Here is a 21,683-nt window from a genome sequence, read left to right on the forward strand (position 1 = left end):
GCCGGGCATTTCTCCCCGTATAGAGACGGGGAGAAAGGCGCCTTCGCAAAGGATTTCGTCAATCTCCAGCGTTGCAGAAAGTCTGCCGAGGTTGCGGCCAGCGTCCCTTCTCCCCGTTCACGGGCAGAAGGTGCCGGCAGGCAGATGAGGGGCAGCGCAAAGGTCGAAGGTTACAGGGAGATCCGAAAACCCTCTACTCGCTCTCGCCCTCCAGCGCCGGCACCGCCACACCGGCGAGTTCCGCCGCCAGCAGCCGCGCTGCACCCGCCCGAGCGATCCTCAGGATCAGCGCCTTGCGCGTCGCCGCCGCCATGCGGTGCTCGGGCGCATCGCGCAGGATTTCGGCACCGTAGCCGTCGGAAAGGATAAAGCCGCATTCCTGCGGAAAGATCTCCGGGGGCACGCCGGGATGGGTGGCGAAGAAGAATCGGTCGGAGTGCAGCCGGTAGTCTGGCCATTTGCGATCGACCCTGAAATCCTCGATCGAGGATTTGATTTCGATGATCCAGATGTCGCCCTGGCGAGTCAGCGCGACGAGGTCGGCGCGGCGGCCGGTCGCCAGCGACAGCTCGGGCAGCACATGCGCGCCCATTTGCTTGAGCAGCCGCTGCACGCCGCGCCGAACCAGCATCGCGCGCTCCGACTGGCGGCCGTCGATCAGCGGATTGAGGAGTGCAGGCGATATGATTGGCATGGGAGCACCATGCCAGACATTGTTCACGGTTTGAACCCGTTTTCTTGAGGCGCCCAAGGCGCGCTTGAAATGTGGTTTTTACGTGAAATCTTGGCACTCAAACGGACACTGCACGTTCCACACATTAGCAATATGAGATACTGTGCGAATGCGGGTGGCTCTAGGGAGTTTGGATGATGAACGCGGACGAGATGCAGGCGATAGCCGACACCCTGATGCGGGTCGTGACGCCTGACATGGCACCCAAGCAATTGATCAAAGCGGCCAGGAAGGAACACCCGAATGCGTCAAAGAAGGACATCGCCCGTTCGGCGTTCTTCTCGATTATCGCCAACGCCGAAGCAGACCACGGCAAGGCAAGGAACCTGCAGGCATTCGCTATTGCCGAGCGTGTCGACAGTACCGCTTGATCGGCACTGTAACTTCATCAAGCATTGACCCTGCCGCCCAATAGCGATTGTAGAGCTGACCAACCCAACCCGCAAAACGGCTGGCATTCCGGGTCTCGCCACGGCATAGCGGTTCCACGATTGAGCGGCGTGGCCTTGGTGCATTTGCAGTTGGAACTGGTGTTGGTTCGCTTGGCGGCTTGATCGGGCTTGGCGGTGCAGAATTTCGCCTGCCGTTCCTGATCGGTTTGTTTCGATTTGCCGCCCTTGAAGCCGTGATCTTAAACAAGGCCGCCAGCCTGGTGGTCGCCGCTGCAGCGCTGCCATTCCGGGCCGCCACGGTGCCGCTAGCCTCGGTAGCCGCACAATGGCCAATCATACTCAATCTCCTGGCAGGCAGCCTTCTAGGCGCCTGGTTTGGGGCAGGATGGGCAACGCGCCTCAACTCCGCAACGCTTTACAAGGTGATAGCCGCGCTGCTGATCCTTATCGCGATTGTCCTGGTTTTCGGCCATGATCCTGGTGCTGCAGGATTGGTCACCGGAGCCGCATTGATCGTTGCCGGGATCATTGCAGGGTTTGCCATCGGCGTCGTGGCATCCCTGCTCGGCGTGGCAGGCTGTGAACTGCTCGTCCCGGCACTTGTCCTGCTGTTCGATGCCGACATCAGGCTGGCGGGCTCTCTATCGCTGGCGGTAAGCCTGCCGACGATGCTGGTCGGCTTCACCCGCTACAGCCGCGACCAAAGCTTTTCGGTCATCGGCAGGAATAAGGCGTTCTTGCTGGCCATGGCTGCCGGTTCGATTGTCGGGACATATATCGGCGGGCAATTGCTTGGAGTGGTCCCCGAGCAAATCCTGCTCCCGCTGCTGGCGGCAATTCTGGTGATCTCAGCCTACAAGATCTGGCGGCACGAATAGCACCACCGGAGCTCGCGCATGGTCTCTTCATGCTGACGGCACAGGCTCATTTATCTGCGGCGATTATCCCTTTGAGGTCGGGCCTTCCCATCCGCGTCCGCCAGCCGCGCAACCTTCACACCTGTGCGGGAACGACTTTGTCAGATGGCAAAACCGCCCCCGCAATATCGTCAAGGATCGGGCAGTCCGGCCTGTCATCGCCGTGGCAGGCATGGATCAGCTTCTGCAAGGTCGAGCGCATCGACTGCAGCTCGCGCACCTTCTCCTCGATTGCCGTCACATGCGCGGCGGCAATCTCGCGCACGTCATGGCTGGCGCGGCTGCGGTCCTGGTAGAGCGCCATCAGCTGGCGGCAGTCGTCGATCGAAAAGCCGAGATTGCGCGCGCGGCGCAGAAAAGTCAGCCGGTGGATGTCGTCGCCGCAATAGTCGCGGTAGCCATTGCCGGCGCGTGCGGGACGGATCAGGCCGATCTCCTCATAGTAGCGAATGGTCTTGGCCGGCAGGCCGGAACGCTGGGCGGCATCTCCGACATTCATGATTGGTTCCTTGATTTCCGGCGGCCTGGCGAACCGCCCCATTGAATTTCCTACATAATCTTATGAGTGCCGTTGCCGAAAAGCCACAGGAGCCGACTTACCGGCATGTAAGCCCCTGCATATAGGCATCGCGCGCTTGGCAAGCAAAGCAAATGCCAGCATGAATGATGGCGACAAGGCGGCCGTCTCGTGCCGCTATCTTTCGGGCGGGGCATCGGACCTTTTCATGCGCATGAAGTCATTCGCAATCGTCGCCGCACTTGCGCTGTCGACGGCAATTGCTGGTTGCAGCACCATCGGCTCGCAGATCTTCACCAACAACTATGGGCCGATGACCGATGCAGGTTATCAACTGCCGCGCGTTCCGATCGAAAAGGTGCCGTTCAAGTACCGCCGGCAGGTGGTGAGCTACGACACCGATGAAAAGCCGGGCACCATCGTCGTCGATACGCAGAACAAGTTTCTCTATTACGTCATGGGCGGCGGCGAGGCGATGCGTTATGGCATCGGCGTCGGTCGCGAGGGTTTTGAATGGCGCGGCACCGCCCGCATCGCGGTGAAGCGCGAATGGCCGACCTGGACGCCGCCTTCGGCGATGATCAAGCGCCAGCCGGAACTCGCCAAATTTGCCGGCGGCATGGATCCCGGATTGACCAACCCACTCGGCGCGCGCGCCCTGTATCTGTTCAACAAGGGCGGCGATTCAGGCTACCGCCTGCATGGCAGCCCGGAGTGGAACTCGATCGGCAAGGCGATGTCGTCGGGCTGCATCCGGCTGATGAACCAGGACATCATCGACCTTTACGACCGCACCTCCGTCGGCGCCAAGGTCATCGTTCTCTAGAGCTCATACGCGGACCGTCTAGGCAACAACTGACGTCCCAAAACAGAAAACCGGGCAATTCGGCCCGGTTTTTTGTTTTGGCTCGTGCGCGAATTGTTCCTAGACGTTTGTCTCTCAAGAGACCTGTTCGACCTGCTGCACCTCGGGCACAAAATGCCGGAGCAGGTTCTGGATGCCGTGCTTCAGCGTCGCCGTCGACGACGGGCAGCCGGCGCAGGCGCCCTTCATGTGCAGGAACACGGTGCCGTTCTCGAAGCCGCGGAAGGTGATGTCGCCACCGTCCTGGGCGACCGCCGGGCGCACCCGCGTGTCGAGCAGTTCCTTGATGGTGATGACCAGTTCCTCGTCGGCCTTGTCGTAGAATTCTCCAGTCTGGCTGGTTTCGGCGGCGGGGCCGGCCCTGGCCATGACAGGCGCGCCGGACATGAAGTGCTCCATGATGGCGCCGAGGATCGCCGGCTTCAGATGCTGCCAGTCGGGGCCGTCCTTGGTCACGGTGACGAAATCATAGCCGAAGAACACGCCGGTCACGCCGGGGATCTCGAACAGCCGGCCGGCCAGCGGCGAAGCCGCGGCAGCGCTGTCGGCATCGCGGAAATCGGCGGTGCCTTCGACAAGCACTTCCTTGCCAGGCAGGAACTTCAATGTCGCCGGATTTGGCGTCGATTCGGTCTGGATGAACATGGATGTCTCCGTGCCCATTCGGGCGCATAGTTTGGAATAGTTCTAAATAGGCTTTATCAGCAGGACATTCAAGCGAAACGCATCGCCGGAACCGCCGCCCGAGAGAATGATTTTTCTTCTACCGCGCCGCACCGGAAGCGCAGGAAGCCGCCGTTCGCAGGCCGGCCTCACCTGAATATCAACTTTACCTCAGGCCAGGCTGTCGATTTCTTCGTCCGAGAGGTTCTGCGGCACCACTGTCACCGGGATGGGGAAGGCGGCGCCCTTGCCGGCGACCGCGCCGACCAGCGGCCCCGGCCCCTCCTTGCCGGCGCCGGCGGCCAGCACGAGGATGGCGATATCCTGGTCCTCCTCGATCAATTTGTGGATCTCTTCCGTCGGCTTGCCTTCGCGGACCACCAGTTCCGGCTCGATGCCGAGCTTCTGGCGCACCTTGTTGGCATAGCTGTCCAGTGCGGCGCGCGCGGTGGCGGTGGCCTCCTCGCGCATGATCTTCTCGACACCCAGCCAATGCTGGAAATCGTCCGGCTCGATCACATAGAGCAGCACCAGTACGCCGTTGGTGCTCTGCGCGCGCTTCGAGGCGTAGACGACCGCCCGTTCACATTCGGGCGTGTCGTCGATGATCGCCAAAAACTTGCGGCGATGGCCGGCTTCGCGGCTGAGGCGTTTGGAGACCATTTTCTACCTTCGATGGTTTCGGTCGCAATCTGCCACCGCCACAGCCCGGCCGCAAGCGACCGGCGGATGTAGCAATATTGGCTGCGGATTAACCCTGCAGCAGGCCGATGATGTCGCGCACGGTCTTCATCGTCGCCTCGGCCAGCAGGCCGGCCCGCTCGCCGCCGTCGCTCAGCACCGCGTCGACATAGGCGCGATCGCCGGAAATGCGGCGCATTTCGCCGGCGACCGGCGCCAGCTTTTCCACCGCAAGGTCGGCCAGCGCCGGCTTGAACACCGAAAACTGCTGGCCGCCGAACTCCTTCAGCACCGCCTCTTTCGAGATCTCGGCGAGACCCGCATAGATGCCGACCAGGTTTTCGGCTTCCGGCCGGCCGGCCAGGCCGTCCAATTCGCCAGGCAACGCCTCCGGGTCGGTCTTGGCCTTGCGGATTTTCTTCGAGATGCTGTCGGCATCGTCGGTCAGGTTGATGCGCGACAGGTCCGACGGATCCGACTTCGACATCTTCTTCGACCCGTCGCGCAGCGACATGATGCGCGCCGCCGGTCCGCCGATGATCGGTTCGGTGAGGGGGAAAAAGCCGTTGACCGTCTCCTCGCCGACCTTCATCTCGACGCCGACGCCAAGGCCGGCAATCCGATCCGAAAAGTCGTTGTTGAATTTTTGCGCGATGTCGCGTGTCAGCTCCAGGTGCTGCTTCTGGTCATCGCCGACCGGCACATGGGTGGCGCGGTAGACGAGGATGTCGGCAGCCATCAGGCTCGGATAGGCAAGCAGCCCAAGCGAGGCGTTCTCGCGATCCTTGCCGGCCTTGTCCTTGAACTGCGTCATCCGGTTCATCCAGCCGATGCGGGCCACGCAGTTGAAGATCCAGGCAAGCTCGGCATGCTGCATGACCCGCGACTGGTTGAAGACGATGTGCTTCCTCGGGTCGATGCCGGAGGCGAGAAACGCTGCGGTGATCGCGCGCGTTTGGTCCTTGAGATCCTCATGGACAAGCTGCGCGGTCAGCGAATGCAGGTCGACGACGCAATAGATGCAATCGGAGGTGTCCTGCAGGGCGACGAATTTCTTGATGGCGCCGAGATAGTTGCCGAGGTGCAGATTGCCGGTCGGCTGGACGCCGGAAAAGACGAGTGGCTTGAAGGCGGTCATGGATATTTCCTAGGCTTGTGGAGGGCCGTTTCGCGCGCGGCGAAAGTCTTTCGACGGCGCGCTTATGGACGAGAGCGAGGAGACGATCAAGGGGCTGTAGGCTGGGCGGCGCAGGGCTTTGGCCTCGGCTGGGTAAGACGCCGCAAGAGGCCCTGTTTGAAGCTTCAAGCTGGGGAACGTGAAATATAAGAACCCGCCTCAACGGCAGGTCGCTGGCGCGACTCGGCACTATGAATAAATTCCTAGCATAGCTGCCGTCATCTGTCAAGTTGAAACTACACACAGTTCAGGGCAATCACTTCAGGTTTGCGCTGCCCTCACCCTTACCCTCTCCCCGTGAAAAACGGGGAGATGGGTCGCCAACGATGAGACCAGCCCCTTCTCCCCGTACTTGACGGGGAGAAGGTCCCGGCAGGGGGTTGAGGGGCGGCGCCGAAATCGACAATCGGCTTCGACTTACGGATCTGGAGATTGTTTCTCGATCGGCGGGGAGCCCTTCCGCCTGATATTGCGCCGGATCATGCCGGAATCCGCCCCACCGGTGACGAAGGCTGTGACGAAGTAAAGCAGCGCCCCGCCGGCTACCAGCGCAAGAAGCGTCGTAGCCTTGATTGCCAGCGGTGAGCCCGAGGAAAGCTGGGCGGCAAACCAGTGTTCGGCAAAATACAGCGCCGCCGCCATCACCGCCGCCGACAGCACCAGCCGTGGGATGCGTTTCATGAGCGGTAAGTCGCGGCCCCAATGGCCGCGCCGGATCAGCACGCCGAGCAGCATCAGCGCATTGACCCAGCCGGCAACGGCCGAGGCGACGGCGATGCCCGGCGCGCCCATCGACGGAAACAGCGTCAGCGCGGTGGTGATGTTCACCGCCACCGAGATCGCGGCGAAGATCATCGGCGTGCGCGTGTCTTCGCGGGCGAAATAGCCGGGGGTGAACGCCTTGATCAGCACGAAGGCCGGCAGCCCCAAGCCGAAGATCGCCAGGATCGCCGCCACGATCGGCGTCGAGTTGTTGGCGGCAAACGCGCCGCGTTCGTAGACCAGCCCGACGATCGGCTCCGCCATGACCAGCAGTGCCGCCGCCGCCGGCAAGGTCAGGAACAGCGTGAACTCCACCGACCGGTTCTGCAGATTGGCCGCCTCGATCAGATTGCCCGACTTCAGCGCCCGCGACAGTTCGGGCAGAAGCACGATGGCGACGGCGATGCCGACGACGCCGAGCGGCAGCTGATAGATGCGATCGGCATAGGCGAGCGACGACACCGCGCTGTCCTGCGCCGAGGCGATCGCGGTGCCGATCAGCTGGTTGATCTGGGTGATGCCGCCGGTGATCGCCGCCGGGAGCGCCAGGATCAGCAGCCGCTTGACATTGGGGGTCATCCTTGGCCGACGAAAGCCGATCGAGATGCCGGCATGACGCACCGCCACCCAGACGATCGCCAGTTGCACCAGCCCCGCCGCCAGCACGCCCCAGGCCAGTGCGAAGCCAACGCTGCGCGCGTCCGATCCCTTGTGCCAGGCATAGGCGAGCACGCCGATCAGAATGATGTTGAGGAACACCGGCGCCACCGCGGCGGCGAAATAGCGGCGCAGCGAATTCAGCATGCCGGCCATCATCGCGCCGAGCGACATGCAGATCAGATAGGGGAACATGATGGTCGCAAGCCCGACCGTCATCTCGAATTTTCCCGGCGAGTCGGCAAAGCCCGGCGCCACCAGGTAGCGCACGATCAGCGGCATCGCCAGTTCCATGGCGATGGTCAGCGCCAGCAGCGCGGTGAACAGCACGCCGAACACCTCTTCGGAAAAGCGCTTGGCGCCGTCGGTGCCGTGCGTCTCGATCTCCTTGGCGAAGAGCGGCACGAAGGCGGCGTTGAAGGCGCCTTCGGCAAACAGCCGGCGGAAGGTGTTGGGAAACTGGAAGGCGGCGTTGAAGGCGTCGGCGATCGGCCCGGTGCCGAGCGCGGCCGCCATCAGCATCTCGCGGCCGAAACCGAGGGCACGGCTCATCAGCGTGCCGGAAGCGACCGTCGCGAACTTTTTGACAAGGCTCATGCGTCTGGAGACTGCCTGCAGGATTGGGACAAATGAATGGTGGCTGTCACTCGGCCGCGGCCTTGGCCTTGCCGCCGCGCTCGGGCACGGTGCCTTCGAGGACCGCGACCAGCCTGTTTTGGATGGCGGCCATGCGCGTCGGGCTGTCGATCTTCTGGCCGGTGAGATCGGTGACATAGAAGGTATCGATGACCTTTTCGCCGAAGGTGGTGATGTGTGCCGAGGCGATGTCGAGCGACAGGTCCGACAACGCCCCGGTGATCTCGGACAGCAGGCCCGGCCGATCCAGCCCCTCGACCTCGATCACCGAGAACCGGTTCGACAGCGTGTTGCGGATTTCGGCGCGCGGCGGGATGCGGAAGACCTTGGCGCCGCGCCGCGGCTTGGTGCGCTTCTCGATCATCTCCGGCAGCCAACTCTTGCCCGACAGCACGTCCTCGATCAGACGGCCGACGCGCTCGGCGCGGCGGCGTTCGTCCTCGTCGCGGTCGAATTCCCTCGAGATCAGGATGGTGTCCAGCGCGCGGCCGTCGGAGGTCGTGAAGATCTGCGCGTCGACGATGTTGCCGCCGGCCGCCACGCAGGCGCCGGCAATGACCGAAAGCAGGCGGGGATGGTCCTGCGCCAGCACGGTGATCTCGGTGACCGCCTCGAACTGGTAGGTCTTGATCATCGTGGCGAGCTTCTTGCCCGCAGCATCCGCCTCGCGGATGAATTCGGCGTGGCGAAGCTGGTCGGCGAGATCGACCGCCAGCAGATAATTCTCATAGTGCTTGGCGACATAGCGCTTGCGGGCCTTTTCCGGCCAATCGGCGAGCGCCTCGGCCAGCTTTTCGCGGGCAGCCGCGGTGCGCATCGCACGCGACACTTCCGAAAACCCGCCGGTCAACAGCAATTCGGTTTCGTAGTAGAGCGTGCGCAGCAACTGCCCCTTCCAGCCGTTCCAGACGCCAGGCCCGACGCCTCTGATATCGCAGACGGTCAGGACGAGCAGCAGCTTCAACCGTTCGACCGACTGCACGATTGCGGAAAAGTCCTCGATCGTCTTGCGATCGTTGAGGTCGCGGGTCTGCGCCGTCATCGACATGGCGAGATGGTTCTCGACCAGCCAGGAGACCGTTTCGGTGTCGGCCGCCGACAGCCCCATATGCGGGCAGATCCGCCGCGCGATCCGGGCGCCCGCTTCGGAATGGTCCTCGGGCCGGCCCTTGGCGATATCGTGCAGCAGCACCGCGACATAAAGCGCCTCGCGACTTTTCTTCAGCCCCGGCATCAGCGAGTGAGCAAGCGGGTGGATCTTTTCACCGTCGCCACGCTCGATCTCGGCCAGCACGCCGATACAGCGGATCAGGTGCTCGTCCACCGTATAGTGGTGGTACATCGAGAACTGCATCATGGCGACGATCTTGCCGAAATCCGGGATCAGCTTTGCCAGCAGTCCCGCCTCGTTCATGCGCCTGAGATTGAGTTCGGCATTGCGGTCCGAGGTCAATATGTCGAGGAACAGCCGGTTGGCTTCCTCATCGCGCCTGAGCGCCTTGCCGACGAGGCCGAGCGAACGGGTCAGCAGCTTCAGCGCATCGGGGTGAAATTCCAGCCCGTGCTTGTCGGCGAACCAGAACAGCCGCAAGAGATTGACCGGATCGCGCTCGAACACCAGGTCGTCGGCGACGTTGATGCGATGGTTGTCGATTATGAAATCAGACGTGCCGGCAAGCTTACGCTTGCGGCGCGAGAAGGTGAGGAAGATACGGTTGAAACCCGGCACATGCTTGCCCTGCTCTTCCTCGAGCGCCGCGCAGAAGATGCGGGTCAGATCGCCGACGTCCTTGGCGACGAGGAAGTAGTGCTTCATGAAGCGCTCGACCGCCGACAGGCCCGGATGTGTGGTGTAGCCCAGCCGCTCGGCGATCTCGCGCTGGATGTCGAAATGCAGTCGTTCCTCGGCCTTGCCGGTGAGGAAATGCATGTGGCAGCGCACCGCCCACAGGAAGTCCTCGGCCTTCTGGAATTCCCGGTATTCGGTACCGGTGAAGACGCCCTTGTCGACCAGTTCCTCGCCGGTGCGCACCCGGTAGAAATACTTGCCAATCCAGAACAGCGTCTGCAGGTCGCGCAGGCCGCCCTTGCCGTCCTTGACGTTGGGTTCGACCAGATAGCGGCTTTCGCCGGCCTTGGCATGACGCTCGTCGCGTTCGGCAAGCTTGGCCTGCACATATTCGGGTCCGGTGGTGCGCACCACCTCGCGGTCGAAGCGCTGCAGGAGCTCGTCATAGAGCTTCTGCTCGCCCCACAGGAAACGCGCCTCCAGGATCGAGGTGCGGATGGTGATGTCGGTGCGCGACTGCCGCAGGCATTCGTCGATGTTGCGGGTAGCGTGGCCGACCTTCAGCCCCAGGTCCCACAGCACGTAGAGCATGTATTCGACGATCTGCTCGCCCCATGGCGTCTGCTTGTAGGGCAGCAGGAAGAGGAGATCGATATCGGACCCCGGCGCCAGCGTGCCGCGGCCATAGCCGCCGACCGCGACGACGGCCATGCGTTCGGCCGATGACGGGTTTCTGACGCGATAGACATGGGTGGCGGCGAACTCGTAGAGCGCGCGGATGACCTCGTCCATGAGATGCGACAGCCGGGCGGCGCAGGCAGTGCCGCTGCCGTCGTCCATCAGCATGCGTTCGGCGATGCTGCGGCCGGCGGCCAGCCTGCCCTTGAGAAGCTGGAGAACACCGGTGCGCGCAGCCTTGCCGGAGCCGTCGCCTGCCGTGGCCGCAGTCAGCGCGGTCATCTCGCGGCGCAAGGCTTCGCCGTCGATCAGTTCGTCGAGCTTTAGAGAGATTCTTGCCATAAGTGCCGTTCGGCCTCGCCGTTTTGGCGGCGTCTATAGCGCGTTTTCGCGGCGCTGGGTATGGGGCGGACGGACACGCTCTCCACGGGAGTCGAAACCGGATGATCGTCTCCTGCCGCAGTTGATAGATGGTCTTGTTGGACGACTTTGCCAAGCCCAGAAGTGGCGGCGGCCATAAGCATGGATGCTTGGGTTTCCCCCAGGCTGGCCGGCATGCACCACGGCACCAAAGATCGAAATGGCCCTTGACCTTCCAGTGACTGGAAGCACTACCTCGGTTCCAGGTTCGAGACAGAGAGGCCATTCGGCATGAAGCATTCCGACCACGACCATCACGCGCACAACGGCTGCTGCTCGCCGAAAGCTGCTCCGTCCGTCGCCGACGCCGTCATTCGTGATCCGGTCTGCGGCATGACCGTCGATCCGGCCGCCGGCAAGCCGACCGCCGATCATGGCGGCCATCGCTATCATTTCTGCAGCGAGCGCTGCCGTTCGAGGTTCACGGCCGAGCCGGAAAACTACCTTGCCGCCACCGACCCGGTCTGCGGCATGCGTGTCGAGCGTGCCGCCGCGAAGCACTTTTCCCGGCATGAAGGCCAGGGCTTCTATTTCTGCTCGGCCGGCTGCAAGGTGAAATTCGAGGCGGAGCCGGCAAAATATCTTGGCGACAGGCCGGCGCCGCAGGCGATGCCGAAAGGCACGCAATACACCTGCCCGATGCATCCCGAAATCGTCCGCGACAAGCCAGGCGCCTGCCCGATCTGCGGCATGGCGCTGGAACCGATGGGCGTGCCGACCGGCGATGAGGGACCGAACCCGGAACTGGTCGATTTCACCAGGCGCTTCTGGGTCAGCGCCGTGTTGTCGGTGCCATTGCTGATATTCGCCATGGCGCCGATGCTCGGCCTGACGTTTAGCGCCTTCATCGAGGATTCGACCAGGATCTGGGTGGAATTGGCGCTGGCCAGCCCGGTTGTGCTGTGGGCGGCTTCTCCTTTCTTCCATCGCGGCTGGGATTCTGTTCTCAACCGCAGCCCCAACATGTGGACGCTGATTTTGCTCGGCGTCGGTGCGGCCTATCTCTACAGCGTCGCCGCCACGCTGTTCCCCGATCTATTTCCGCACCAGTTCCGCGGTCATGAGGGCACGGTGCCGGTCTATTTCGAGGCAGCCGCCGTCATCGTGGCGCTGGTTTTCCTCGGCCAGGTGCTGGAATTGCGCGCCCGTGAAAAAACCGGCTCGGCGATCCGCGCGCTGCTCGACCTCGCGCCGAAGACGGCGCGGCTGATCGGCGAGGACGGTTCCGAAAACGACGTGCCGCTCGACACGGTCAAGGCCGGCGACCGCCTGCGCATCCGCCCCGGCGATGCCGTGCCGGTCGACGGCATCGTGCTGGAAGGCCGCTCTTCCGTCGACGAATCGATGCTGTCCGGCGAGCCGCTGCCGGTCGAAAAGACTGAAGGCGACCCCGTCACCGGCGGCACGCTCAACAAGAACGGTTCGCTGATCATGCGCGCCGAGAGGATCGGCGCCGAAACCACGCTGGCGCGGATCGTCGAGCTCGTCGCCAAGGCGCAGCGTTCGCGTGCGCCGATCCAAAGCCTGGCCGACCGCGTTTCCTTCTATTTCGTTCCGGCCGTCGTCGTGGTTGCGATCGTTGCGTTCATCGCCTGGGCGATCTTCGGGCCGCAGCCCAGCCTGATCTTTGCCATCGTCGCGGCGGTCTCGGTGCTGATCATCGCCTGTCCTTGTGCGCTTGGTCTTGCCACGCCGATGTCGATCATGACCGCCACAGGGCGCGGCGCGCATAGCGGCGTGCTGATCAAGGACGCCGAGGCGCTCGAACGCTTTGCCTCGGTCGATACGCTGATCGTCGACAAGACCGGCACCTTGACCGAAGGCCGGCCGAGATTGACGGACGTCGTCGCCGCCGAGGGTATGGCGGAAGATGATCTGCTGGCACTTGCCGCCGGTCTCGAAAAAGGCTCGGAGCATCCGCTGGCCGAGGCGATCGTCGAAGGTGCCAGTGAGCGCGGGGTAAAAATTCCCAACGCCGGCGGTTTCGAGGCGGTCACCGGCAAGGGCGTCTCCGGCACGGTGTCGGGAAAGAAGGTCGCGCTCGGCAACGCCGCGATGATGGCCGATCTCGGCATCGATATCGCATCCATCTCGCCCAGCGCCGAAGCGCTGCAGGCCGAGGGCAAGACCGCGATGTTCGTCGCCATCGGCAACAAACTGGCCGGCATCGTCGCCGTCGCCGATCCGATCAAGGCGACGACATCAGAGGCGATCAAGGCGCTGCACGGGCGCGGTCTGAAGATCATCATGGCGACCGGCGACAACGAACGCACGGCGAAGGCCATCGCAAGCAAACTCGGCATCGACGAGGTGCGTGCCGGCCTGCTGCCGGAACAGAAGAGCGCGCTGGTCGAGGAGTTGCGCGCCAGGGGCGCCGACGTCGCGATGGCCGGCGACGGCGTCAACGATGCGCCGGCGCTGGCTGCCGCCGATGTCGGCATCGCCATGGGAGCCGGCGCCGATGTCGCGGTCGAAAGCGCCGGGATCACGCTGGTCAAGGGCGATCTCAACGGCATCGTCCGGGCCCGCACGCTCGCCCAGGCGACGATCCGCAACATCCGCCAGAACCTGTTCTTCGCCTTCCTCTACAATTTGCTTGGCGTGCCGGTCGCTGCCGGCGTGCTTTATCCGCTCACCGGCACGCTGTTGTCGCCGATGCTGGCGGCGGCGGCGATGAGCCTGTCCTCGGTTTCGGTGATCACCAACGCGTTGCGGCTCAGAACGTTGAAACTCTGAGCGAAGTCCCCAGATAGCAATTCGTTCAAAAAGGAGATCATGAATGACGTTGGCCAAGAAGATCGTGCTGCTGCTGATGGCGGCCGGAATGCTGCTTGCGGTTTTCCTGGAAAGCATTCCGTCGCAGGCCCAGGAGACGAAACACGACATGGGGGCGCACGACATGGGCGCGATGGGCGCGCAGGGTGCCTCGACCGATGGCTACAAGGCGGCGATGGACAAGATGCACACCGCGATGATGGCGATCGAACCTTCCGGCAATGCCGATGTCGATTTCGCCCGCGGCATGATCCCGCATCATCAGGCCGCAATCGACATGGCCAAGGTCGAGCTTGCCAATGGCAAGGATCCGGAAATGCGCAAAATGGCCGAAGCGGTGATCGCGGCGCAGGAAGCCGAGATCAAACAGATGCGGGATTGGCTGGCCGCCCATCCGGGGAAGTAGCATCAGGCAGCTCGCGGGAAAAATCCTGGACTTTCATCTGGATTTCTCCCCGGGGGTGTGGTGCCATCCGGCCTCGACTGGAGCGCGCCATGCCATCAATGATAAGAACCACCACATTGCCCTCGGGCGAAGCCGTTCCCGTGCTGGGCCAAGGCACGTGGAAAATGGGCGAGGACGCCCGCCGCCATGCCGATGAGGTCGCCGCGCTGAAGCTTGGGCTCGATCTCGGCATGACGCTGATCGACACCGCCGAAATGTATGCCAGCGGCGGGGCCGAGGAGGTGGTGGCGGATGCCATTGCCGGGCGCCGCGACGAGGTGTTCCTGGTCTCCAAGGTGCTGCCGTCCAACGCCTCGCGCACCGGCGTGCCGGCTGCCTGCGAGGCAAGTCTCAGGCATCTGCGCACCGACCGGATCGATCTCTATCTGCTGCACTGGCCCGGCAGCGTGCCGCTGACGGAAACGGTCGAGGCCTTCGAGGCGTTGAAAAGGTCCCGCAAGATCCGCCACTGGGGCGTCAGCAATTTCGACACCCATGAGATGGAGGAACTGGTCAGCCTGCCGGCCGGCGACAGCGTCCAGACTAACCAGATCCTCTACAACCTGTCCCAGCGCGGCCCCGAATTCGACCTTGCGCCCTGGAGCCGGCAGCGCGGCATTCCGCTGATGGCCTATTCGCCGGTCGACCAGGGCGTATTGGCGCGCAATGCCAGCCTCGAAGCCATCGCCGCCCGCCACGATGCGACGCCGGCTCAGCTGGCGCTGGCCTGGGTGATGGCACAGGACGGCGTCATCGCCATTCCAAAGGCCAGCAGGCAAGAGCACATCCGCCAGAATGTCGCTGCGTTGGACATCGAGCTCACCTCGGAAGATTTCGCCGAAATCGACCGCGCCTTCCCGCCGCCGAGGCGGAAGCTGGGCCTGCAGATGATTTGAGCGGGGAATAAAACTAAGGCCGCGTTCCTTCGCGCCCCCTCTGTCCTGCCGGACATCTCCCCCACAGGTGGGGAGATCGGCTATCACCATCGCTTTCGCCAATCTCCAACGCTGGAGAAAAGATGCTGTCTGCGAAGCTGCCAATCTCCCCCCTCGTGGGGGAGATGTCCGGCAGCGCCGTAGAGCGCCATCTTACGAAGCCCAGCTATTTCCCCGCCATTCCCTTCAATCTGTACAGCGCCTCCAGCGCCTCCCGGGGCGTCATCTCGTCGGGATTGATCTCTCCCAGCGCTGCGCTCAGCCCATCGCTCTTCACCGGCTTTGGCGCTTCCCGCCTCACCGCCACTGAAAACAGCGGCAGATCGTCGACCAGCCGGTTGGCCTTGCCCGAAACCTCGCCCGCTTCCAGCTGGTGTAGCACTTCCCTGGCCCGCCCGACCACGGCTTCCGGCAGGCCGGCCAGACGCGCCACCTGCACGCCGTAGGAGCGGTCGGCGGCACCCTTGCCGACCTCGTGCAGGAAGACGACGTCGCCCTCCCATTCCTTGACCCGCATGGTGACATTGTGCAGCCGAGCGAGCTTGCTGGCCAGCGCCGTCATTTCGTGGAAATGGGTGGCGAAGATCGCCCGGCAGCGGTTCTTCTCGTGCAGATACTCGACCGCCGCCCAGGCGATCGACAGGCCGTCGAAAGTGGCGGTGCCGCGGCCGATCTCGTCGAGGATCACCAGCGCGCGTTCGCCGGCCTGGTTGAGGATCGCCGCCGTTTCGACCATCTCGACCATGAAGGTCGAGCGGCCGCGCGCCAGATCGTCGGAGGCGCCGACACGTGAAAACAGCCGGTCGACGACGCCGATATGGGCTGATGCCGCCGGCACGAAGGAGCCGGTCTGGGAGAGGATGGCGATCAGCGCGTTCTGCCTGAGGAAGGTCGATTTGCCGCCCATATTGGGGCCGGTCAGCAGCCAGATCGCGCCGTTTTTGGCATTGCCTTCCGGCGATAAATCGCAATCATTGGCGACGAACGGTCCTTCGCCCGCACGCCGCAGCGACTGTTCGACCACCGGATGCCGCCCGCCCGAAATGGCGAAGGCGAGGCTCGCGTCCACCACCGGCCGGCTCCAGGCCTCGCTTTCGGAAAGCAACGCAAGTGCCGCCGACACGTCGAGCACGGCGAGTGCTTCGGCGCCGGCGCGGATCTTGTCCGCCTGCCCGACCGCTTCCGCCGTCAGCCTGTCGAAGGCGGCAAGCTCGATCGCCAGCGCCCGGTCGGCGGCATTGGCGATCTTCGATTCCAGCTCGGCCAGTTCGGTGGTGGTGAAGCGCAGGGCGTTGGCCATGGTCTGGCGATGGATGAAGCGCGCCTTCGCCCCGTCGCTGCTCGTCATGATCGCATGGTGATTGGCGGTGACTTCGATGTAGTAGCCAAGCACATTGTTGTGCCGTATTTTCAGCGAGCGGATGCCGGTTTCGTCGATCAGCGAGCGCTCCAGCCCGGCAATGACCTTGCGTGATTCATCGCGCAGCGCCCGCATCTCGTCGAGCTCAGCGTTGTAGCTGGAACGGACGAAGCCGCCGTCGCGCTTGAGCAGCGGCAGCTCGTCGGCGAGCGCCCGCGTCAGATGCTCGGCCAGCGGGCGCGGCAGCGCCTCGATCGCCGCCAGCGCCGCCGCCAGTTCTGGCGGCAGGGCGGTCGCCCCAAACAGTTCGGCAATGGCGCCGGCTGCCTCGAACCCGGCACGCAGCGCGCCCAGATCGCGCGGGCCGCCGCGGTTGAGCGCCAGCCGCGACAGGGCGCGTGGCATGTCGGCGACACTTTTCAGGCTCGCCCGCACCGCTTGGCACAGCCGTGTCTCGGACCGGAAGAACGACACCGAATCCAGCCTTGCGCCAATTGCCCCCGGATCGGTCAACGGCGCCATCAGCCGGTCGGCGAGCAGCCGCGCGCCGCCGCCGGTCACCGTGCGGTCGATCGCCTTGAACAGCGAACCCTCGCGGGTGCCGGACAGGGTGCGCAGCAGTTCCAGATTGGCGCGTGTCGCCGGATCGATGAACAGCGTCGAACCCTGCTCCTCGCGCTCGGGCCGCGACAGCGGCGGCCGCTCGGCCTTCTGCGTCTTTTCGACATAGGCGATGGCGCCTGAGATCGCCGACAGCTCAGCGCGGGAAAACGTGCCGAAACTGTCCGGCGTCGCCACCTCGAAGAAGCGGGCGATGCGCCCGGCGGCCGACGCCGAGTCGAACAGGCTCGGCGGCTGCGGATTGGCGACGCGGCCGAGCACATCGAACACCGGTTTCAGCTCCGGATCGTAAAACACCGGCTCGGCGACGATCAGCTCGCGTGGGTCGACGCGAAAGACATCGGCGAGCAGCCGGTCGGCGCTGGTCTCGGCAACGCGGAAGGTGCCGGTCGAGATCTCGATCCAGGCCAATGCAAAACTTCCTTGGTTCCCCGTCGCGCTGCCGCGTTCCCCGGCACTTGGCTCGGCCCCGCTCTTGACCCGGCCAAGCGCCATCAAGAAACTCGATTCCGACGGCGCCAGCAATTTGTCCTCGGTGATGGTGCCGGGCGTCACCAGCCGCACCACGTCGCGACGCACCACCGACTTGCCGCCGCGCTTCTTCGCTTCGGCCGGATCCTCGATCTGCTCGCAGACGGCGACGCGGAACCCTTGTCCGATCAGCTTCTGCAGATAGTCGTCGGCGGCATGCACCGGCACGCCGCACATCGGGATGTCGAGGCCCTGATGCTTGCCGCGCTTGGTCAGGACGATGCCGAGCGCCCGGCTCGCCTTCTCGGCGTCGTCGAAGAACAGTTCGTAGAAATCGCCCATGCGGTAGAACAGCAGCGAATCCGGGTTCGCCGCCTTGATCTCGATATACTGCTCCATCATCGGCGTTGCCGGCGCAAAGGCCGGCGTAGAGCTGTCGCTGCGAATGGGCGTTTCGTCGTTCAAGAAGCTGCTTCCAAAATTCCCAAGCCATCTGCTTGGCGGTTTACAGCGGCGAAGTGTAGCCTTAATCCCGAACGTTCCACAAAAGAAAGCATCGCGCCCGTCTCAACGAGGTGCCGCACGGGTGAGGAAACGAAAGCGTCATGGCCAGGAAAACCGAAAGCAACGGCCCCTCCGTCAGCGCGCAGGAGGCGCTGGAATTCCACGCCATGGGCCGGCCCGGCAAGCTGGAGATCGTCGCCACCAAGCCGATGGCCACCCAGCGCGACTTGAGCCTCGCCTATTCGCCGGGCGTCGCGGTTCCCGTCCTCGCCATTGCCGAGGATCCCAGCCGCGCCTTCGACTACACGACGCGCGGCAACATGGTCGCCGTCATCTCCAACGGCACCGCCATCCTCGGCCTCGGCAATCTTGGCGCGCTGGCCGCCAAGCCGGTGATGGAAGGCAAGGCGGTGCTGTTCAAGCGCTTCGCCGATGTCGATTCCATCGACCTCGAGGTCGACACCGAGGATGCCGAAGAGTTCATCAATTGCGTGCGTTTCCTTGGGCCGTCGTTCGGCGGTATCAATCTGGAAGATATCAAGGCGCCGGAATGCTTCATCATCGAGCAGCGGCTGCGCGAACTTATGGACATACCGGTCTTTCATGACGACCAGCACGGCACCGCCATCATTTCGGCGGCCGGCCTGATCAACGCGCTGGAAATCACCGGCCGCGACATGAAGACCACCAAAATGGTCTGCAACGGCGCCGGTGCTGCCGGCGTCGCCTGCATCGAGCTGATGAAGGCGATGGGCTTTGCGCCCGAGAACATCATCCTGTGCGACACCAAGGGCGTCGTCTTCCAGGGCCGCACCGAAGGCATGAACCAGTGGAAGTCGGCGCATGCCGTCAAGACCGACGCGCGCTCGCTGGCCGAGGCGCTCGACGGTGCCGACGTGTTCCTCGGGCTCTCGGCCAAGGGCGCGCTGACCACCAGGATGGTGCAGTCGATGGCCGAGAAGCCGATCATCTTCGCCATGGCCAACCCCGATCCCGAGATCACGCCGGAGGAAGTCGCCGAAATCCGCGCCGATGCCATCATGGCCACCGGGCGTTCGGACTATCCGAACCAGGTCAACAACGTGCTCGGCTTCCCTTACATCTTCCGCGGCGCGCTAGACGTGCGGGCGACCACCATCAATGACGACATGAAGATCGCCGCGGCGCGTGCGCTCGCCGAACTGGCGCGCCAGGATGTGCCCGACGACGTCGCCGCCGCCTACCAGGGCATGCGGCCGAAATTCGGCCCCAACTACATCATCCCGGTGCCGTTCGATCCGCGCCTGATCTCGGCCATTCCGATCGCGGTTGCCAAGGCCGCGATGGATTCCGGCGTCGCGCGCAAGCCGATCCTCGACCTCGACCGCTACGCGCAGGAGCTTTCCGCTCGCCGCGATCCGATCGCCTCGACCCTGCAGCGCATCTACGACCGCGTGCGCCGCCAGCCCAAGCGCATCGTTTTCGCCGAGGGCGAGGAGGAGCAGGTGATGCGCGCCGCCGTCTCCTATGTGAACCAGCGGCTCGGCACCGCCATCCTGCTCGGCCGCGACGACATCATCAAGGAGAACGCCAGGAACGCCGGCATCGAACTGAACAAGCAAGGCATCGAGATCATCAACGCCAGGCTGTCGCGCCGCAACGGCGTCTACACCGACTATCTGTACGAGCGCATGCAGCGCAAGGGCTTCCTGTTTCGCGACTGCCAGCGCCTGATCAACAACGACCGCAACCATTTCGCCGCCTGCATGGTGGCGCTTGGCGATGCCGATGGCATCGTCACCGGCGTCACCCGCAACTACTCGACGGCGCTCGACGACATCCGCCGCATCATCGACGCCAAGCCCGGCCACCGCGTCATCGGCGCCTCGATCGTGCTGGCGCGGGGCCGAACCGTGATCGTCGCCGACACCGCCGTGCACGACATGCCGAATGCCGAACAGATCGCCGACATCGCCGAGGAGGCCGCCGGCTTTGCCCGCCGCATGGGTTATGAGCCACGGCTCGCCATGCTTGCCTATTCCACCTTCGGCCACCCGCAGGGCGAGCGCTCCGAGCGCGTCCAGGAAGCGGTGCGCATCCTCGACAAGCGGCGCGTCGATTTCGAGTATGACGGCGAGATGGCCGCCGACGTGGCGCTCAACGCACGCGCCATGGCGCAATACCCGTTCATCCGGCTGACCGGCCCGGCCAATGTGCTGATCATGCCGGCCTTCCACTCGGCCTCTATCTCGACCAAGATGCTGCAGGAACTCGGCGGCTCGACCGTCATCGGCCCGCTGCTGGTCGGCTTGGACAAGCCGGTTCAGATCGTCTCGCTCAACGCCAAGGACTCAGACATCGTCAACATGGCGGCGATTGCCGCGTACACGGCGGGGGCCTGAGGAGCGAGCGCCTCTTCCTTCTCCCCTTGTGGGAGAAGGTGGATTGGCGCGTAGCGCCAAGACGGAAGAGGGGTGTTGGAGGAAATGAGGCGTCGGCATTCCCTGGAACACCCCTCATCCGACCGAGCTTCGCTCGGCCACCTTCTCCCACAAGGGGAGAAGGAAGAGGCTTCGAGCCCTACAGCAGCCCTGCCTGCTCAGCCTCGTGGCGCAGATTCTGCCGCGGCCTTGGCCCGATCTGCTGGATCACCAGCCCGGCCGCCAGCGAGCCGAGATCGCCGCAATGCTTCAGGCTGCGCCCTTGCGTGTAGCCGTAGAGGAAACCGGCGGCATAGAGGTCGCCGGCGCCGGTGGTATCGACCAGCTCGCGGATTCTCGTCGCATCGATGGTGACGGTCTCGTCGCCGCGCACGATGACCGAGCCCTTTTCGGAGCGGGTGACGGCGGCGATCTTGCAGTCCTTGCGGATCTGCGCCAGCGCCTCGTCGAAGGAGGCGGTCTGGTAGAGCGCCTTGATCTCGTGGCTGTTGGCAAAGACGATATCGACGGTGCCCGAGCGCATCAGCTCCAGAAACTCGTCGCGGTAGCGGTCGACGCAGAACGAATCCGACAATGTCATCGACACCTCGCGCCCGGCGGCATGGGCAAGCTTCGCCGTCTGCCGGAACGCTTCCTTGGCGCGCGGCGGGTCCCACAAATACCCCTCGAAATAGGTGACGGCGGCGCCTGACGCCTTGTCGGCTTCGACGTCCTCCGGCCCGAGCTCGACGCAAGCGCCGAGATAGGTGTTCATCGAGCGCTCGCCGTCCGGCGTGACGAAGATCATCGAGCGCGCCGTCGGCGGTTCGCCATTGAGCGGCTTGGTGTCGAAGGCGACGCCCTGCGCGTGCATGTCATGGGCGTAGATTTCGCCGAGCGTGTCGTTCGAGACCTTGCCGAAGAAGGCGGCGCGACCGCCGAAGCTGGCGACGCCCGCCGCGGTGTTGCCGGCGCTTCCGCCGGAGGCTTCGATGGCCGGGCCCATGCGGCTGTAGAGCAGCTCCGCGCGCCTCGTGTCGATCAGGTTCATCGCGCCCTTGATGATGCCGTTCGTTTCCAGAAACGCCTCGTCGCACTGCGCAATGATGTCGACGATGGCATTACCGATACAAAGCACGTCATAGTTAGGCATCAATGATGTCTCCGCGAAAACCACCGGCTTTCTGCCACGCCGGCCGCGGGCGGGTCTAGCGATTTGATGTGGCTTTGCCTAGTTCGTGATTTTTAAATGGCGTGACGCCGCACGTGGTTACGCCCTTGGTTGC

General features: G+C 64.0%; 16 protein-coding genes. 7 read left to right on the forward strand and 9 right to left on the reverse strand.

From position 1 onward, the window contains the following. Positions 1 to 193: 193 nt before the first annotated feature. A complete protein-coding gene (locus NMG70_RS09740) occupies positions 194 to 694 on the reverse strand; it encodes an MmcB family DNA repair protein (protein WP_254024286.1) in 501 nt (166 codons plus the stop codon). Between the two features lie 176 nt (positions 695 to 870). Here NMG70_RS09740 and NMG70_RS09745 point away from each other — a divergent pair, with 176 nt between their 5' ends. Both NMG70_RS09745 and NMG70_RS09750 read left to right on the forward strand, forming a co-directional pair. Beyond that, entirely contained in the window at positions 871 to 1,104 is a 234-nt protein-coding gene (locus NMG70_RS09745; protein WP_254024287.1) for a hypothetical protein, read from the forward strand. 80 nt (positions 1,105 to 1,184) lie between these two features. Next, positions 1,185 to 2,003 carry a TSUP family transporter gene (locus NMG70_RS09750; protein ID WP_367185518.1) on the forward strand — a complete coding sequence of 273 codons (819 nt, stop codon included), beginning with the start codon at positions 1,185 to 1,187 and terminating at the stop codon, positions 2,001 to 2,003. A gap of 115 nt (positions 2,004 to 2,118) precedes the next feature. Here the strand turns inward: NMG70_RS09750 and cueR are convergent, their stop codons facing one another. Then, positions 2,119 to 2,541 carry a Cu(I)-responsive transcriptional regulator gene (cueR, locus tag NMG70_RS09755; RefSeq protein WP_254024288.1) on the reverse strand — a complete coding sequence of 141 codons (423 nt, stop codon included), beginning with the start codon at positions 2,539 to 2,541 and terminating at the stop codon, positions 2,119 to 2,121. A 226-nt stretch (positions 2,542 to 2,767) separates the two neighbouring features. Between cueR and NMG70_RS09760 the strand changes: the two genes are divergently transcribed. Next, positions 2,768 to 3,385 carry a L,D-transpeptidase gene (locus tag NMG70_RS09760; RefSeq protein WP_254024521.1) on the forward strand — a complete coding sequence of 206 codons (618 nt, stop codon included), beginning with the start codon at positions 2,768 to 2,770 and terminating at the stop codon, positions 3,383 to 3,385. Positions 3,386 to 3,499: 114 nt separating this feature from the next. Here NMG70_RS09760 and NMG70_RS09765 read toward each other — a convergent pair whose 3' ends face one another. From NMG70_RS09765 to NMG70_RS09785, 5 genes are all read right to left on the reverse strand, one after another. Further along, positions 3,500 to 4,069, reverse strand: coding sequence for a NifU family protein (locus NMG70_RS09765; RefSeq protein ID WP_023796710.1), 570 nt, complete (start codon positions 4,067 to 4,069; stop codon positions 3,500 to 3,502). Positions 4,070 to 4,258: 189 nt separating this feature from the next. Continuing rightward, a complete protein-coding gene (locus NMG70_RS09770) occupies positions 4,259 to 4,750 on the reverse strand; it encodes a universal stress protein (protein ID WP_095483040.1) in 492 nt (163 codons plus the stop codon). A gap of 88 nt (positions 4,751 to 4,838) precedes the next feature. Further along, a complete protein-coding gene (gene trpS, locus NMG70_RS09775) occupies positions 4,839 to 5,906 on the reverse strand; it encodes a tryptophan--tRNA ligase (RefSeq protein ID WP_254024289.1) in 1,068 nt (355 codons plus the stop codon). Between the two features lie 456 nt (positions 5,907 to 6,362). Beyond that, a complete protein-coding gene (gene murJ, locus NMG70_RS09780; RefSeq protein WP_254024290.1) occupies positions 6,363 to 7,961 on the reverse strand; it encodes a murein biosynthesis integral membrane protein MurJ in 1,599 nt (532 codons plus the stop codon). 46 nt (positions 7,962 to 8,007) lie between these two features. After that, positions 8,008 to 10,809: a [protein-PII] uridylyltransferase gene (locus NMG70_RS09785; RefSeq protein WP_254024291.1), complete on the reverse strand. Its 2,802-nt coding sequence runs from the start codon at positions 10,807 to 10,809 to the stop codon at positions 8,008 to 8,010. Positions 10,810 to 11,118: 309 nt separating this feature from the next. On the opposite strand from NMG70_RS09785, the gene NMG70_RS09790 reads away from it, so the two are divergent. From NMG70_RS09790 to NMG70_RS09800, 3 genes are all read left to right on the forward strand, one after another. Then, positions 11,119 to 13,623 carry a heavy metal translocating P-type ATPase gene (locus NMG70_RS09790; RefSeq protein ID WP_254024292.1) on the forward strand — a complete coding sequence of 835 codons (2,505 nt, stop codon included), beginning with the start codon at positions 11,119 to 11,121 and terminating at the stop codon, positions 13,621 to 13,623. Between the two features lie 43 nt (positions 13,624 to 13,666). Next, complete coding sequence (gene copM, locus NMG70_RS09795) at positions 13,667 to 14,068, forward strand: CopM family metallochaperone (RefSeq protein ID WP_254024293.1); 402 nt, start codon at positions 13,667 to 13,669, stop codon at positions 14,066 to 14,068. An 89-nt stretch (positions 14,069 to 14,157) separates the two neighbouring features. Beyond that, entirely contained in the window at positions 14,158 to 15,003 is an 846-nt protein-coding gene (locus NMG70_RS09800) for an aldo/keto reductase (RefSeq protein ID WP_254024294.1), read from the forward strand. 205 nt (positions 15,004 to 15,208) lie between these two features. Here the strand turns inward: NMG70_RS09800 and mutS are convergent, their stop codons facing one another. Continuing rightward, positions 15,209 to 17,896 carry a DNA mismatch repair protein MutS gene (mutS, locus tag NMG70_RS09805; RefSeq protein ID WP_254024522.1) on the reverse strand — a complete coding sequence of 896 codons (2,688 nt, stop codon included), beginning with the start codon at positions 17,894 to 17,896 and terminating at the stop codon, positions 15,209 to 15,211. Between the two features lie 203 nt (positions 17,897 to 18,099). On the opposite strand from mutS, the gene NMG70_RS09810 reads away from it, so the two are divergent. Then, positions 18,100 to 20,379, forward strand: a complete 2,280-nt coding sequence (locus NMG70_RS09810) for an NADP-dependent malic enzyme (RefSeq protein ID WP_254024295.1) — start codon at positions 18,100 to 18,102, stop codon at positions 20,377 to 20,379. A gap of 178 nt (positions 20,380 to 20,557) precedes the next feature. Here the strand turns inward: NMG70_RS09810 and NMG70_RS09815 are convergent, their stop codons facing one another. After that, a complete protein-coding gene (locus NMG70_RS09815; RefSeq protein WP_254024296.1) occupies positions 20,558 to 21,550 on the reverse strand; it encodes an adenosine kinase in 993 nt (330 codons plus the stop codon). Positions 21,551 to 21,683: the final 133 nt, after the last annotated feature.

The organism is Mesorhizobium ventifaucium (assembly GCF_935822925.1).
GTDB lineage: Bacteria > Pseudomonadota > Alphaproteobacteria > Rhizobiales > Rhizobiaceae > Mesorhizobium > Mesorhizobium ventifaucium.

Coding starts and splice junctions, on each gene's coding strand:
- NMG70_RS09740 (WP_254024286.1), bottom strand. CDS start 694: ATGCCAATCATATCGCCTGCACTCCTCAATCCGCTGATCGACGGCCGC.
- NMG70_RS09745 (WP_254024287.1), top strand. CDS start 871: ATGAACGCGGACGAGATGCAGGCGATAGCCGACACCCTGATGCGGGTC.
- cueR (WP_254024288.1), bottom strand. CDS start 2,541: ATGAATGTCGGAGATGCCGCCCAGCGTTCCGGCCTGCCGGCCAAGACC.
- NMG70_RS09760 (WP_254024521.1), top strand. CDS start 2,768: ATGCGCATGAAGTCATTCGCAATCGTCGCCGCACTTGCGCTGTCGACG.
- NMG70_RS09765 (WP_023796710.1), bottom strand. CDS start 4,069: ATGTTCATCCAGACCGAATCGACGCCAAATCCGGCGACATTGAAGTTC.
- NMG70_RS09770 (WP_095483040.1), bottom strand. CDS start 4,750: ATGGTCTCCAAACGCCTCAGCCGCGAAGCCGGCCATCGCCGCAAGTTT.
- trpS (WP_254024289.1), bottom strand. CDS start 5,906: ATGACCGCCTTCAAGCCACTCGTCTTTTCCGGCGTCCAGCCGACCGGC.
- murJ (WP_254024290.1), bottom strand. CDS start 7,961: ATGAGCCTTGTCAAAAAGTTCGCGACGGTCGCTTCCGGCACGCTGATG.
- NMG70_RS09785 (WP_254024291.1), bottom strand. CDS start 10,809: ATGGCAAGAATCTCTCTAAAGCTCGACGAACTGATCGACGGCGAAGCC.
- NMG70_RS09790 (WP_254024292.1), top strand. CDS start 11,119: ATGAAGCATTCCGACCACGACCATCACGCGCACAACGGCTGCTGCTCG.
- copM (WP_254024293.1), top strand. CDS start 13,667: ATGACGTTGGCCAAGAAGATCGTGCTGCTGCTGATGGCGGCCGGAATG.
- NMG70_RS09800 (WP_254024294.1), top strand. CDS start 14,158: ATGCCATCAATGATAAGAACCACCACATTGCCCTCGGGCGAAGCCGTT.
- mutS (WP_254024522.1), bottom strand. CDS start 17,896: ATGATGGAGCAGTATATCGAGATCAAGGCGGCGAACCCGGATTCGCTG.
- NMG70_RS09810 (WP_254024295.1), top strand. CDS start 18,100: ATGGCCAGGAAAACCGAAAGCAACGGCCCCTCCGTCAGCGCGCAGGAG.
- NMG70_RS09815 (WP_254024296.1), bottom strand. CDS start 21,550: ATGCCTAACTATGACGTGCTTTGTATCGGTAATGCCATCGTCGACATC.